The sequence below is a fragment of the Terribium retamae genome, assembly GCF_022347545.1.
GTDB lineage: Bacteria > Pseudomonadota > Alphaproteobacteria > Rhizobiales > Rhizobiaceae > Mesorhizobium > Mesorhizobium retamae.
In genome coordinates, this window is record NZ_JAKREW010000009.1 from 125,742 (window position 1) to 139,707 (window position 13,966).

Here is a 13,966-nt window from a genome sequence, read left to right on the forward strand (position 1 = left end):
GAGGGGCGACACCAGAAATTGCAGAATGTAGCGTTGCCCCTCATCCGGCCCTTCGGGCCACCTTCTCCCCGTGAACGGGGCGAAGGAAAGGCGCGCCGAGCATGACCGCATACCTCCTCAAGCGCGTTGCCATCGCCTTCGCAACACTGGTGCTGGCCTCTATCGTCGTCTTTGCCGTGCTGGAAATCCTGCCCGGCGATCCGGCACGCCTGATGCTCGGTATGAATGCCACTGCCGAGCAGGTCGAACAGGTGCGCACGCAGATGGGGCTGAATGACCCGCTGCTGTTGCGCTACTTTCACTGGGTCGGCAATCTCGTCCTGCTCGATTTCGGCCGCTCCTACACCTACTCGGTCCCGGTCATCGACCTGGTACGCGAGCGCGTCGCCGTCTCACTGCCGCTGGCGCTGATTGCGCTCGCCCTGTCGACCCTCATCGCCATTCCCGTCGGTCTGCATGCCGCTTCGCGGCAGGGCCGTTTCGGCGACACCGTTTCTATGGGCGTCTCGCAGATCGGCGTCGCCATACCGAACTTTTGGTTTGCGCTGCTTCTGATCTATCTCTTCGCGGTATGGCTGAAATGGGTGCCGGCCGGCGGCTTTCCCGGCTGGAGCGCGGGCATATGGCAGGCATTGAAGGCGCTGATCCTGCCTGCTGTCGCCCTGGCGCTGCCGCAGGCGGCAATCCTTGCCCGCGTGACCCGCCAGGCGATGATCGAGGTCCTGTCGGAAGACTACATTCGCACGGCCCGCGCCAAAGGCATGCCCTATCGCGCGGTGCTTTGGCGACACGCCCTGCGTAATGCCATGATCCCTGTGCTGACCATCCTTGGCCTGCAGTTCGCCTTCCTGCTTGCTGGCACCATCATCATCGAAAACGTCTTCTATCTGCCAGGTCTCGGTCGCCTCATCTTCCAGGCCATAACGCAACGCGACCTGATCGTGGTCGAAAGCGTCGTCATGCTGCTGGTTGCGACCGTGATCCTCGTCAATCTTGTCGTCGATTTCTCCTATGCGATGATCGATCCACGCCTGCGGGGGCGCTCGTGACGCTGCAGACCGAAATCCCGCGTGAGAGCCTGACGTCATTGGCTGCAAAGGCCTTGCACCACAGATCCTTCATTGCAGGTTTCTTCGTCACCGTGCTGGTGGCGGGAATGGCCGCCCTCTCCTTCCTCTGGACGCCTTATGATGTCACCAAGCTGGTGATCTCCGACAAGCTTCTGGCCCCATCCGCGGCACACTGGTTCGGTACCGATCATTTTGGCCGCGACGTGCTTTCGATGATCATGATTGGGGCCCGCAATTCCATCGCGGTCGCCTTGGTCGCCGTCGGCATCGGCATCGGCATCGGCGTACCGCTGGGCTGCTGGGCTGCTGCGCGCGGTGGCTTTGTCGATGAAGCGCTGATGCGGCTGAACGATCTTGTCTTTGCCTTCCCGGCGCTGCTGTCGGCTATCATGATCACCGCGATCTTCGGCCCGGGTGCAATCAACGCGATCATTGCGATTGGCATCTTCAACATCCCGGTTTTTGCCCGCGTAGCCCGCGCCGGTGCACTTTCCATCTGGCCGCGCGAGTATATCCTTGCCGCCCGCGCTGCCGGCAAAGGCAAGGCTCTGATCACGCTTGAACATATCCTGCCCAATATCGCGACGTTGCTTCTGGTGCAGGGCACCATCCAGTTCGCACTGGGCATCCTGGCCGAAGCCAGCCTGTCCTATGTCGGCCTGGGCGCCCAGCCGCCGATGCCGAGTTGGGGCCGGATGCTGTTCGAGGCGCAGACCCGTATGGCGCAGGCGCCCTGGATGGCGATCTTCCCGGGTATGGCCATCGTCATCACCGTCCTGGCACTGAATCTTTTGGGCGATGGTGTCGCCGATATCCTCGATCCGAAATCGCGGCGGCGTCGATGAGCCTGCTCGATATCCAAAACCTGTCTCTGGCCATCGGCAACCGTCCGATCCTGAAGGATGTGGACCTTGCTGTCGCGCCCGGCGAGGTCGTCGGACTGGTCGGCGAGTCCGGCTCCGGCAAATCCATGACGGCGATGACCGTGATGCAGCTTCTGCCATTCACGGCCAAGGCGGCCGGCAGCGTGCGCTTCGACGGCATCGACATCCTTGCTGCCACCGAGGACCAGATGTGCGCCCTGCGCGGCGATGACATCGGCATGGTGTTCCAGGAACCGATGACCGCACTCAACCCGGTCAAGACCATTGGTGAACAGGTCGCAGAGGGTATTCGCTGGCACACCAAGGCTGGCCGCGCCGAGGCGGAAGAGCGAGCCCGAAAGATCCTCGACCGGGTCGGACTGCCGGAAGCCAAATTCCCGCTGACGCGCTATCCGCATGAACTCTCCGGTGGTCAGCGCCAGCGTGTCGTCATCGCGATCGCCTGCGCGCTGAAGCCGAAGCTCCTCATCGCCGACGAGCCGACCACGGCGCTCGATGTCGTGCTGCAGGCACAGATCCTCGATTTGCTGCGCGATCTCGTGCACGAGAACAAAATGGGTCTGCTGCTCATCTCGCACGACCTTGCCGTCGTCACCGAGATGTCGGACCGCATTACCATCATGCGCCATGGCGAGGTTATGGAGGCCGGCGAAACCGCACGGACATTGTCCAGCCAAACACATCCTTACACGCGGCAACTAGCCTTGGCCTCGATGCATGTGCCGAAACGCCGGCCATTCTTCCCCCTTGAGGGGGAGATGTCGCCAAAGGCGACAGAGGGGGTTGCCTCAGAAGGAAATGTCGCTCGATCGGATATCGTCAGCAAAATGTCGAGCACTGCCGAGACACCCTTCCCTGGCCGCTTCGCGGCCATTTCCCCCCCGAGGGGAGAAAGAACGCCGCTTGTCTCCGTTGAAAACGTCTCGCGTCTCTATCCGGGCCGTCGCACATCCTTCTTTGGCCGTAGCGCCCCTGTCCATGCGGTGGATGATGTGTCGCTCAGCATCGCGCCTGCACAATCGGTCGCGCTTGTCGGTCGTTCGGGCTGTGGAAAATCCACGCTGGCACGCATGATTCTGGCGCTCGACAATCCAAGCGCCGGCGCCATCCGTTTCCGTGGCGAGCCGATTTCCCATCGCAACGAAGCGGAATTGAAGCCGGCGCGGCGCGACATGCAGGTGGTTTTCCAAGACCCTTATGGCTCCTTCGACCCGCGCCAGAGTGTCGAGAAACTGGTCGCCGAGCCGCTGCATCTGCTGGAAAAGAAACCGACTCCGGCCGAGCGCCGGGAAATGGTGGCGCATGCATTGAACGAAGTCGGGCTTGGGCCTGCCGACCTCGATAAATATCCGCATGAATTCTCAGGCGGCCAGCGCCAGCGCCTGTCCATCGCCCGCGCCATCATCACCCGGCCGAAGCTGATCGTGGCCGACGAGCCGGTATCTGCCCTCGATGTCTCGATCAGGGCCCAGATCCTCGATCTGTTCGCCGATTTGAACGGCCGGCTGGGCGTAGCCTATCTCTTCATCACCCATGATCTGACCGTTGCCCGCGCGATTACCGACGAAGTGCTGGTCATGCATGAAGGACGCATCGTCGAACGCGGCGCGACAAAGGAAATCCTCGACCGCCCGCAATCGGAAGCAGCGCAGGCGCTGGTTGCCGCAGCACCGGATCTCCATCGCGCAATTGCCAGGAAGATCCAGGAACAAGGCTGAATCCGCCTTTCAGCGGGATTCGGCTAAATCATCTGGAATTCGCCGGTCTTCTTGAACCGCAGATAGGCCTCGACGCTGCGCGCCATGTTGGACAGCATGTCTGGCAAGGCATCAGGGGCGAACCATCCGACGGCGCTGCTCTCATCGTCCATGACAGCGGCGTCGCCTGCGAAGGAACGCGTGTAAAAGATTAGTGCAAAGAACTGGGTCCGGTCACCGTTCGGAAACTCGAAGGTTTCGTAGCGGGGATCGCTGCCGAAGGCGAACGGTTTGACATCCCGAACAGCTAACCCGGTTTCCTCGGCGACCTCGCGGATGATGATCGTTTCGATGTTCTCGCCTTCTTCAGCGCTGCCGCCCGGCAATCCCCACCGGTCGAAGTCTGTCCGCTTGTGCAGCAGGATGCAGCCGTCCTCGCGTTCGATGACGATGCGGGCTCCAGGCACCAGCACAAGCCGGCTACCGACCAACTGCCTCAACCGTCCGAGATAGCTGTCGGCAAAGCTCACGCTGCAGCCCTCATCCGCGCTCGGCCGCGCTATGACTTCACCGCGTCCACGGGGCTGATGCCGAGAAGCTCCAGCGTACGCCGCAACAGCTTCACCTCGTTCTCGGCAAGATGCCGATCGGCCTTGGCGATCTCGGCCATATGCTGTGCCAGCAACCGCTTCCGCTCCACATCGAGGTCGCGGAACATCGCAACGGCCTGTGAGCCGTTGGTCTCGTAGCCATATTCGTTGAGGTACTCGATCACGGCGTCGACGCTTTCTTCCGGAATGCCGAAGGAGCCGGAGCAGATGCGCCGGAACGCCTCCATCTCGCTTTCCGAGACCGAGCCATCGGCGAGGATCATGCGAAACAGCATGAGCAGTTCCGCCGACAGCACCGGGTCGTCCGCAACCTTGCGCACGCCAGGGTCGCCTTCGAAGATCGAACGAATCTTGTCCAGCAGCGCAATCGCCATCGCGGTCCTCCCGAATCGATGTTCATTCCTAGCCTGCTTTGGCCCTTGCGGAAACGGGCCTGCTGTGATCGAACGCCGCTGACTGCCTGATTGTTCCTCCCTCCCGGCGCCCTTCGCCCTAATGATCGACCTCACCATTCAAACCGTCGCCATGCTCGGCCTCGCCGCTTTTGTGGCCGGCATCATCGATTCCATCGCTGGCGGCGGTGGACTGATCACCATTCCGGCGCTGCTTCTGGCAGGCTTCTCTCCGATCGAGGCGCTCGGAACCAACAAGCTGCAGGGGCTGTTCGGTTCAGGCTCGGCGACACTCGCCTACGCCGCCAAGGGTCAGGTCGACCCGTTGAAGCAATGGCCCTCGGCGCTGATGTCGCTGGCGGGCAGCGTACTTGGGGCGCTGGCGGCAACCATAGTACCGGGAGACATCCTGCGTGCCGCCCTGCCCCTCATCCTGATCGCCATCGCGCTCTATTTCGCGCTGAAGCCGAACATGAACGATGTCGACCGGACGGAACGGCTGTCACCCTTCCTGCTCGGCTTCACCGTCATCCCGGCGATCGGCTTCTATGACGGGCTGTTTGGTCCGGGGGCCGGCTCCTTCTTCATGCTGGCTTTCGTGGCGCTTGCCGGCTACGGCGTGCTTAAAGCCACCGCCCATACCAAATTACTCAACTTCGCCTCCAACATCGGCGCCTTCGCGGTTTTCGCAGTGGTTGGTGTCATCGTTTGGAAGGTCGGCATCGTCATGGGCGTCGCCCAGTTCCTGGGTGCCAGACTTGGAGCGAGCCTCGCCGTTCGCGTCGGATCGAAACTGATCAAGCCACTACTGGTGCTGACCTGTGTCGCGCTTGCCGCGAAGCTTCTGGTTGACCCGACGAACCCCTTGCGCGTCCTGATTGGGGTCTAGTCCGACAACTGGTAGGATTGCTCTCGCACGAATCATGTGGAGAGGGTCCAAACATGAATCTCAGCGCACCAACCCAAATCGTCTTCATCATCACCGTCGTCATCGCCGTCATCGCTCTTCTGATGGGCCTTGGCGTGTTCAGTCTCGGCGCGATCTCGGCCTTTTGGGTCATGACGCTCGCCTATGTCATCCTTGCAGTCGCCTGCCTTTTGCGTGGCGCCTGACAGGTAGAAACGAGCGGTTCTTTCGGTTTCGGCGGGCAACCGTTATCCTTGTGCCATCAGGGATGGCGATGCCTGCCGAAAGCCAAAACAAGGACGAAGACGCGTCTCCGCAACAATTTGTCGTGCTGCGCCGGCTTCCGGCGCCGGCACTGCGGCCCTTCGTCACCGAAATCTGTGGTTATCGCGAAACGGCTGGCGGTCACTACCGTCAGGTCGAATACGCCCCGCTGGCCATGCCGCTGGTCATCAATTTCGAAGCTCCCTTTACAATCGCGCTTGGCCGCACGCCGGGAGAAGACGATCGTTATGACAGTTTCGCCGCCGGCCTCTATGCTGGGCCCGTGCTGATCGACTCCTTCGGCCAATGCTGCTGCCTGCAGGTGAACTTCACGCTTGCCGGCGCGCGACGCTTCTTCCGCATGCCGCTCAGCGAACTCACAGATCGTATGGTGCCGCTGCATGATGTCTTGGGGCCGAAAGGTCAGGCCTTGCGCGAAATGCTCGGCAACGAACCTGACTGGGATCGCCGCTTCGACCTGGTGGAAGCTTTCATTGTCCGCAGGTTGGCTTCTGCACCTGTACAGGGACCACAGGTTGCCTGGGCAGTGGAGCGAGTGCTGGAAAGCGGCGGCAAAGTCCGCATCGGCGCAATCGCCGCGGACCTTGCCTGGAGTCGAAAGCACCTTGCCGATCGCTTCCGCGATGCCACCGGGCTGTCCCCTAAGATGCTGGCGCGCATGGCACGCTTTAACCGCGCCCTCGAACTGTCACGGCGCGGCAACGATAGTTGGGCCGGAATCGCCGCCGACTGTGGTTACGCCGACCAGGCCCATCTGGCACGCGAATTCAGGGACTTTGCCGGCACCACGCCGAGCACACTTTCGGCCTAGGGCAATTCCAGGAAAGTGCGCAACGGTTTTCTGCGCCGAATTGCATAAAACAGAGCATTCGAACGCTTCGGCAAAACGGAACGCTCTGGTCGGCATTGCTCAAAGGTCGGCATTGCTCAAACCTCAAGCCAGGTAACATTTGTTCAAGACGCTCCCATGGCGTCCCTGCCAGGATGATGCATCGTTCCACCTGACAGGAGATCGCCATGTCCGTTGAACCGCCCCGGCTCTACCCCGTGATGCGCTTTCGCGATGCGCCCGCCATGATCGATTGGCTCGACAAGGCCTTCGGCTTCACCGTGCATGCATGCTACGGCGAAGGCGATGTCATCCAACATGCCGAGCTCGCACTGGGCTCAGCCATGATCATGCTCGGCTCGTCGCGCTGCGATCGTTTCGGCGAGATCGTCGGAGAACCCGGCCCCAACGGCCGTTCCATCTACATCGCCGTCGACGATGCAGATGCGGCTTTCACGCGCGCTGAAGCAGCAGGAGCCGAAATCCTCGAAGGCCTGACGGACCGCGGCTACGGCAGCCGAGAATTCATCTGCCGTGATCCGGAGGGCAATGTCTGGTCACTTGGTACCTACTGGCCGAAGAGCAACGACAAGGCGAGCTGACACGCCGTATCTTTCCCCGAAAGGGCGTGGCGCGCCCGGATTTTGCGCCGGGCAACCGGCTTGCCCGGCGCGAAATCCGCCATGCCATCTCGAACCTGAAGCGCTGAATCGCTCTACCGTGCCAGGGAAAACAGCGCATCGCAGTCGAGATTTGTCTCCAGCGCAACTGCGATATCATCCAGTGCCGCTTCGACATTTGCCCTGTAATCGATACCGCCACCGGCTACGCCGAGGCTCTCCAGAAAGCGGGCGCGAAACGCATCCGCCCCGAACAGCCCGTGCAGATAGGTACCGAACACCCTGCCATCTGCAGACACCGCCCCGTCCGGCGCATTGTTGATGATCGTTGCTGGACGCCGGCAATCTGGGCCAGAGGTGCGGCCGAGATGAATCTCGTAACCCTCCAGCGGAAGGTCGAATACGGCGGAGCGCGCATTGCTGGTACGCACCGTCTTTTCCGGCTCCATCACGGTTTCGACATCGAGCAGACCGAGCCCCTCGGCTTCACGCATGCTGCCCTCGATACCGTCTGGGTCCCGTACGACACGGCCGAGCATCTGGAAGCCCCCGCAGATGCCGACGACATACCCGCCACGCCGGACATGGGCAGCAAGATCGCGATCCCAGCCCTGGTCGCGCAGATGCAGGAGATCGCTGATTGTCGACTTCGAACCGGGAATGACGACAAGCCCGGCATCGACCGGCAAAGGTTTACCGGGTGGCACGAACACCACTTCCACCTGTGGTTCAGCCTTCAACGGATCGAGATCGTCGAAATTGGCGATGCGCGACAGCATCGGCACGGCGACTTTCAGGGCTCGCTTCTCGCCTGCCGCCAGCCGCTCCAGCACCACCGAATCCTCCGACGGCAACCGCGACGCCGCCTTCAACCAGGGCACGACGCCGAAACAGCGCCATCCGGTGAAACCTTCGATCGCCTTGATTCCGTCTTCGAACAGCGTGACGTCTCCGCGAAATTTGTTGATCAGATAGCCGGCGATCATGAGCCGGTCCTCCTCCGGAAGGATCAGATGCGTACCCGCCACCGAGGCGATCACCCCGCCGCGGTCGATGTCACCGACCAGCACCACCGGCACGTTCGCGCGCGTGGCAAAGCCCATATTGGCGATGTCGCGAGGCCTCAGATTGATCTCCGCCGGAGAACCGGCCCCTTCGACGATGACCAGATCCGCGCCCTCCTTCACCTTCCCCCAGGAGTCCATCACCGCGTCCAGCAAGCGACCCTTCATGGTCTGGTAGTCTCGCGCGCGTGCCTCACCGAACATTTTACCCTGCACGATCACCTGCGAGCCGATATCGGTCTGCGGTTTCAACAGCACGGGGTTCATGTGCACGGTGGGAGCGACACCGCAGGCCAAAGCCTGCAGCCATTGCCCCCGCCCGATTTCGCCACCGCCGGCTTCACCCGGAATTTCCGCGACAGCTGCATTGTTCGACATGTTCTGCGGTTTGAAGGGTCTCACCTCCAGCCCACGCTTGCGCGCCGCACGGCAAAGCCCGGCAACCAGCACCGTCTTGCCGACATCCGAGCCTGTGCCCTGAAGCATGATCGCGCGCGCCATGATCATGCCGCTCCGGTGATGGTCGACTTCGCCGCCAGCGGACCGCCACGCCAGAGATAGAGCGCAAGAAGCGGTTCGACGCCGGTTTTCATGGCGTGATTGATGTTGGAAGGATGATGGATGGTCTCGCCGGCACCGCGCACCTGAAAGGCGCCCTCGCCCTTGCGCCAACCGGTGCCGTCGGTCAACGGAATATAGATCTCCTCGGCCTGATGATGGTGGGAGGGATAGACGACCTCCGGCCCGAGGATCAGGAAACCGCCGGCGACCGCGTCATTGGCAAAATGCCCGCGCGTACCGAACAGTTCGACCCAGCCGTAATTGTCCAGAAAATTGGAATCGAAATCGTCCTTTGTATAGGTCTGTCCCCAGCGCAATGCTTTTCGGTTGTCAGCGATCAAGCGCACGAGCGGTTGCGCTGTCGCAGCCGCAATATCCTGGATGCGGTCAATATGACGGACGCACGGCACTGTCTTCGGCTCCAGCGTGCGCGCTGGCATCGCCCAATCGATAGCGGCGGCAGCATCACGCGCCAACGAAGCCTGCTCGATCTTCAGAAAAGCATGGAATGCGTCCAACAGCGCTTCAAAATTCGTCGTCACCGCATGCTCCGTTTCCACATTTTCGCACAGCCGCTTTGTCTCGATCCTTGGCCGGATTGATCCGTAAGGTCGGGTTGCGCGGGCGCATCATTGGTCTAGATTGCTGTCCACGCATAGCCAAAAACGACATATCCGGGAGGACGCCATGGATACCGTCACGACGGCGGCCAGCGGCCAGTTCGAACTCAATGAAGACCAGCGCGCCATCCAGACCATGGCGGAAGCCTTCGCCGACGAGCGTGTCGCGCCGAACGCGCTCGAATGGGACAGGGCCAGGCATTTTCCGGCCGATGTGATCCGTGAAACCGGGCCGCTCGGGCTGGGCGGCATCTATGTCCGCGACGATGTCGGCGGCTCTGCGCTGGGCCGGCTCGATGCCGTGCTCATCTTCGAGGCATTGTCGCGCGCCTGCCCAGCATTCTCCTCTTTCATTTCGATCCACAACATGGCGGCGTCGATGATCGACCGCTTCGGCAATGACGAACAGCGCCAGCGTTTCCTGCCGAGATTGACCTCAATGGAATGGCTGGCCAGCTACTGCCTGACCGAGCCGGGCTCGGGTTCCGACGCGGCGGCCCTGAAGACCAGGGCAAGCCGTTCGGGCGGCAACGGTTCCGACTATGTCGTCAACGGCACCAAGCAGTTCATTTCGGGTGCCGGCGATTCCGACGTCTATGTCGCCATGGTGCGCACCGGTGAAGATGGCCCCAAGGGCATCTCGACGCTGATCGTGCCGAAAGACGCCCCCGGCCTGTCCTTCGGCGCCAACGAGCACAAGATGGGCTGGCACATGCAGTCAACGCGCACTGTGATCTTCGAAGACTGCAAGGTGCCGGCGGAAAACCTTCTCTCCGACGAGGGCATGGGCTTCAAGATAGCCATGGCCGGTCTCGACGGCGGCCGGTTGAACATCGCTGCCTGCTCATTGGGCGGGGCACAGTCGGCACTCGACAAGGCGCTGACCTACACCAGCGAACGCAAGGCCTTCGGCTCGACCATCAATCAATTCCAGGCGCTGCAGTTCCGGTTGGCCGACATGGAGACGGAACTGCAGGCCGCGCGTATCTTCCTCTACGCAGCCGCTTCGAAACTGGACGCCAAGGCACACGACGCCTCGAAATGGTCGGCCATGGCTAAGCGCTTCGTCACCGACACCGGCTTCGAGGTCGCCAACCAGGCGCTGCAGCTGTTCGGCGGCTACGGCTATCTGCAAGACTACGGCGTCGAGAAGCTGGTCCGCGACCTGCGCGTCCACCAGATTCTCGAAGGCACGAATGAGATCATGCGCGTGATCGTGGCGCGGCATTTGATAGGGAGATGAGTGAGTAGCGAATAGTGAGTAGCGAATAGACCGCGCCACGGCACAACCATTTTCGCTCTCACTCCTCGCTACTCGCTATTCCCCTACTCGCTGTTCAAATTCCGGAGGGACCACCAATGACCACCATCGCCTTCATCGGCCTCGGCAATATGGGCAACCCCATGGCCGCCAACCTCGTCAAGGCTGGTCATAAGGTCATCGGCTTCGACCTGATCCCGGAGAACCTTGCGCTGGCCAAGGAACATGGCCTGACGATCGCGGAAGATGCCCAGGGCGCGGTAAAGGAAGCCGATGTTGTCATCACCATGCTGCCGGCCGGGAAGCATGTGCTATCGGTCTATGGTGAAATCGCACCGTGGGCGCCGAAGGGTGCCCTGTTCATCGATTCCTCCACCATCGATGTCGAATCGGCGCGCAAGGCGCATGCGATCGCCCGCGAAAATCGTCTTCTCTCCGTCGATGCGCCTGTTTCCGGGGGCACCGGCGGCGCTGCCGCGGGCTCACTTACTTTCATGGCCGGCGGGTCGAAAGAGGCTTTCGCGCGCGCCGAGCCTGTTTTGCAGCCGATGGCTGGCCGCATCGTCCATTGCGGTGACGATGGCGCCGGCCAGGCGGCCAAGATCTGCAACAACATGATTCTCGGCATTTCGATGATCGGCGTAGCCGAAGCCTTCGTGCTTGGCGAAAAACTCGGTCTGTCCCATCAGGCGTTGTTCGATGTCGCCTCGACATCGTCCGGCCAATGCTGGTCGCTGACCACTTACTGCCCAGTGCCTGGCCCGGTTCCCGCCTCCCCGGCAAATCGCGACTACAAGCCCGGCTTCGCGGCTGCTCTGATGCTGAAGGATCTGAAGCTCAGCCAGGAAGCGGCGCAAGCGGCAGGTGCGGCGACGCCGCTGGGTGCCGAGGCCGCGCAGCTTTATGCGCTGTTCAATGCGCAAGGCGGTGGCGGTGCCGATTTTTCCGGCATCATTAATTTCCTGCGCGGAGCAAACGGTTAAGCCACTCTATCTGTTCGATTTTCCTAAAATGAGGCTCAAAAAATCGGCAAATTTAGATTTGCTTAAGGTCTCGCTAACCACGCGGTAACGATGTGCCTGTAGAACGGAACTCAAGGCAGACGAAACGCTCTGCCCCGCGCTCCGGATCAGGTCTCGCGTACCGGAGCCGTTAGTTTCGCAGGTTTCGAGTAGCGAAACGCCATGCGTATCTGGCAAAGCCGCGTTCCAGGAGAGCGCGGTTTTTGCCATTGGAGCGCACTGGAAGTTCATTCGAAGCAGAGAAGCACCCTTAGAAGCCGCGCTTCATTTCCCCAACCGCTTGAAATTCGCCTTCACGCGCCGGCTTGCCGGCTTGAGTGCGGCGTGCACCGAGCGTTCAAGGGCGACACCGTTGAGCAACGAGGGCGCTCGCCCGGTCATGACCTCGGGCCAGAAACGGCTGAAAGAATCCACCAATGAGAGTTGAGCTGCGGCGACACCTTCAGCCACGGCCGCCATCTTCTCGGAAATCGCGCGCACGCTTTCCTCGCGCCAACCCAGGCCGCTGGCTTCCGCTGCCATCACCGGCAACCGCAGCATCACGACCGCGGGCGCAAGCATCAGGTCGGCAACGGCTTTGGCGCCCGCCGGCTGGCGGGGTCTCCTGCGGGAATTGCTTTTCACGAGACGATCCAAGGTTGAAGAAACTTGCCTGACAGAGCGAATGCAAAAGCCGGCGGATCGTTCCGCCGGCTTCCTGCGACAAACTGTCAATCCGACTATGCCTTGCGCAGATCGTCCTTGGCGAGATCCAGCGCCTTGCCGATACGCTCGCAGCACATGTCGATCGTATCGCGGGTCCAGATCAAGGGCGGCGACAGGATCATCGTATCGCCGGTAGCGCGCAGCATCATGCCGTGGGCGATGGCATGGTCGCGAACGGTCACGGCAGCACTTCCGGCCGGCGAGAAGCGTTCCTTGGTGGCCTTGTCCCTGACGATCTCGATGGCGCCCATCAGGCCGATAGAGCGGACTTCGCCGACCAGATCATGACCCGCGATCTGCTCCTGCAAGGCTTTGGCGAAATATGGCCCGGTCTCGTTCTTGACCCGTTCGACCAACCCTTCCTTGGCGATGATGTCGAGATTGGCGAGCGCCACGGCGCAAGCCACTGGGTGGCCGGAATAGGTATAGCCGTGGTAAAACTCGCCGCCCTTTTCGACCAGTGTCGTGGCGATGCGGTCGCCGACCAGCAGCGCCGAGAGCGGTTGATAACCGGAGGTCAGCGCCTTGGCGGTGGTGATGGTGTCCGGCTGGATGCCGTAATAGTCGGCTGCGAACCACTCACCCGTGCGGCCATAACCGGTGATCACCTCGTCCAGCATCAGCAGCACGTCATGCTTGCGGCAGATGCGCTGCACTTCAGGCCAATAGCTCGCCGGCGGGATCTTGACGCCACCGGCGCCCATGATCGGCTCGCCGATGAAGGCCGCGACATTTTCGGCACCCGCCTCGATGATCGCATCCTCGACCGCCTTGGCGGCGCGAATGCCAAAATCGTGATCGCTCTCGCCAGGCAACGCCAGTTCGTAGGCATAAGGCATCATCACATGGACGATATTCGGCACCGGGCCGCCGAGTTGGCTGTGCATGCCCTCCATGCCGCCAAGCGACGTACCGGCTACGGTCGAGCCGTGGTAGGCATTCTTGCGCGAAATGATGCGGTTCTTTTCCGGCTTGCCTTCCAAAGTCCAGAAATGACGCACCAGCCGAAGCGCGGTGTCGTTGGCTTCCGAACCCGACGAACCGTAGAAGACCTGACTTACCCCTTTCGGAGCGATCTCCGCCAGCCGCTTGGAAAGCAGCACTGGGGTCGGCGTTGAGCATTTGAAGAAGGAGTTGTAATAAGGCAGCTCCTTCATTTGGGCGTAAGCGGCATCGGCCAATTCGTCTCGGCCATAGCCGACATTCACGCACCACAGGCCCGCCATGCCGTCGAGAATCTCCGCCCCTTCGGAATCGTAGATGAACGGCCCCTTGGCATGGGTGATGATGCGCGAACCGGCGCCACGGAGCTCCTTGTGGTCGGTGAATGGATGCAGATGATGCGCAGCATCGATCTGCTGAAGCTGCTTCAGCGAAAAATTCTGATAAGTCATTGATTTAGCCTTTCCTCTTGAATCAATCCGGCACCAGCCGGAGA

15 protein-coding genes are annotated in these 13,966 nt (G+C 61.4%); 9 read left to right on the forward strand and 6 right to left on the reverse strand.

Translation table 11 applies throughout. From position 1 onward, the window contains the following. Window positions 1-101 precede the first annotated feature (101 nt). Genes L4923_RS12205 through L4923_RS12215 form a run of 3 tightly spaced genes read left to right on the forward strand, consistent with a single transcriptional unit; the run spans window position 102 to window position 3,672 of the window. The gene (locus L4923_RS12205; RefSeq protein ID WP_239365247.1) at window positions 102-1,049 is read left to right on the forward strand and encodes an ABC transporter permease; all 948 of its coding nucleotides are present in this window, start codon (window positions 102-104) and stop codon (window positions 1,047-1,049) included. Further along, window positions 1,046-1,915 carry an ABC transporter permease gene (locus L4923_RS12210; RefSeq protein WP_239365248.1) on the forward strand — a complete coding sequence of 290 codons (870 nt, stop codon included), beginning with the start codon at window positions 1,046-1,048 and terminating at the stop codon, window positions 1,913-1,915. Before L4923_RS12205 ends, L4923_RS12210 begins: the two co-directional genes overlap by 4 nt. After that, entirely contained in the window at window positions 1,912-3,672 is a 1,761-nt protein-coding gene (locus L4923_RS12215) for an ABC transporter ATP-binding protein (RefSeq protein WP_239365250.1), read from the forward strand. Before L4923_RS12210 ends, L4923_RS12215 begins: the two co-directional genes overlap by 4 nt. A gap of 23 nt (window positions 3,673-3,695) precedes the next feature. Here the strand turns inward: L4923_RS12215 and L4923_RS12220 are convergent, their stop codons facing one another. Next, window positions 3,696-4,181, reverse strand: coding sequence for an NUDIX domain-containing protein (locus L4923_RS12220; protein ID WP_239365252.1), 486 nt, complete (start codon window positions 4,179-4,181; stop codon window positions 3,696-3,698). Window positions 4,182-4,210: 29 nt separating this feature from the next. After that, the gene (locus L4923_RS12225; RefSeq protein ID WP_239365254.1) at window positions 4,211-4,636 is read right to left on the reverse strand and encodes a tellurite resistance TerB family protein; all 426 of its coding nucleotides are present in this window, start codon (window positions 4,634-4,636) and stop codon (window positions 4,211-4,213) included. A gap of 121 nt (window positions 4,637-4,757) precedes the next feature. On the opposite strand from L4923_RS12225, the gene L4923_RS12230 reads away from it, so the two are divergent. The 4 genes from L4923_RS12230 to L4923_RS12245 all read left to right on the forward strand — a co-directional run bounded on the left by L4923_RS12230 (window position 4,758) and on the right by L4923_RS12245 (window position 7,277). Beyond that, window positions 4,758-5,543, forward strand: coding sequence for a TSUP family transporter (locus L4923_RS12230; protein WP_239365256.1), 786 nt, complete (start codon window positions 4,758-4,760; stop codon window positions 5,541-5,543). A gap of 53 nt (window positions 5,544-5,596) precedes the next feature. Continuing rightward, window positions 5,597-5,767, forward strand: coding sequence for a hypothetical protein (locus L4923_RS12235; RefSeq protein WP_162839650.1), 171 nt, complete (start codon window positions 5,597-5,599; stop codon window positions 5,765-5,767). Between the two features lie 68 nt (window positions 5,768-5,835). Then, entirely contained in the window at window positions 5,836-6,657 is an 822-nt protein-coding gene (locus tag L4923_RS12240) for a helix-turn-helix domain-containing protein (RefSeq protein ID WP_239365257.1), read from the forward strand. Between the two features lie 206 nt (window positions 6,658-6,863). Beyond that, on the forward strand, window positions 6,864-7,277 hold the full coding sequence (locus tag L4923_RS12245) for a VOC family protein (protein WP_239365258.1): 414 nt from the start codon (window positions 6,864-6,866) through the stop codon (window positions 7,275-7,277). A 113-nt stretch (window positions 7,278-7,390) separates the two neighbouring features. On the opposite strand, the gene L4923_RS12250 is transcribed toward L4923_RS12245, so the two are convergent. Then, on the reverse strand, window positions 7,391-8,860 hold the full coding sequence (locus L4923_RS12250) for a cobyric acid synthase (RefSeq protein WP_239365259.1): 1,470 nt from the start codon (window positions 8,858-8,860) through the stop codon (window positions 7,391-7,393). Between the two features lie 2 nt (window positions 8,861-8,862). Beyond that, entirely contained in the window at window positions 8,863-9,462 is a 600-nt protein-coding gene (locus L4923_RS12255; protein WP_239365260.1) for a dimethylsulfonioproprionate lyase family protein, read from the reverse strand. Between the two features lie 145 nt (window positions 9,463-9,607). Between L4923_RS12255 and L4923_RS12260 the strand changes: the two genes are divergently transcribed. After that, the gene (locus L4923_RS12260; protein ID WP_239365262.1) at window positions 9,608-10,783 is read left to right on the forward strand and encodes an isobutyryl-CoA dehydrogenase; all 1,176 of its coding nucleotides are present in this window, start codon (window positions 9,608-9,610) and stop codon (window positions 10,781-10,783) included. 116 nt (window positions 10,784-10,899) lie between these two features. Further along, window positions 10,900-11,784: a 3-hydroxyisobutyrate dehydrogenase gene (mmsB, locus tag L4923_RS12265; RefSeq protein WP_239365264.1), complete on the forward strand. Its 885-nt coding sequence runs from the start codon at window positions 10,900-10,902 to the stop codon at window positions 11,782-11,784. Between the two features lie 303 nt (window positions 11,785-12,087). Here mmsB and L4923_RS12270 read toward each other — a convergent pair whose 3' ends face one another. Then, complete coding sequence (locus L4923_RS12270) at window positions 12,088-12,447, reverse strand: hypothetical protein (RefSeq protein WP_239365266.1); 360 nt, start codon at window positions 12,445-12,447, stop codon at window positions 12,088-12,090. A gap of 95 nt (window positions 12,448-12,542) precedes the next feature. Next, window positions 12,543-13,922 carry an aspartate aminotransferase family protein gene (locus tag L4923_RS12275; protein WP_239365268.1) on the reverse strand — a complete coding sequence of 460 codons (1,380 nt, stop codon included), beginning with the start codon at window positions 13,920-13,922 and terminating at the stop codon, window positions 12,543-12,545. Window positions 13,923-13,966: the final 44 nt, after the last annotated feature.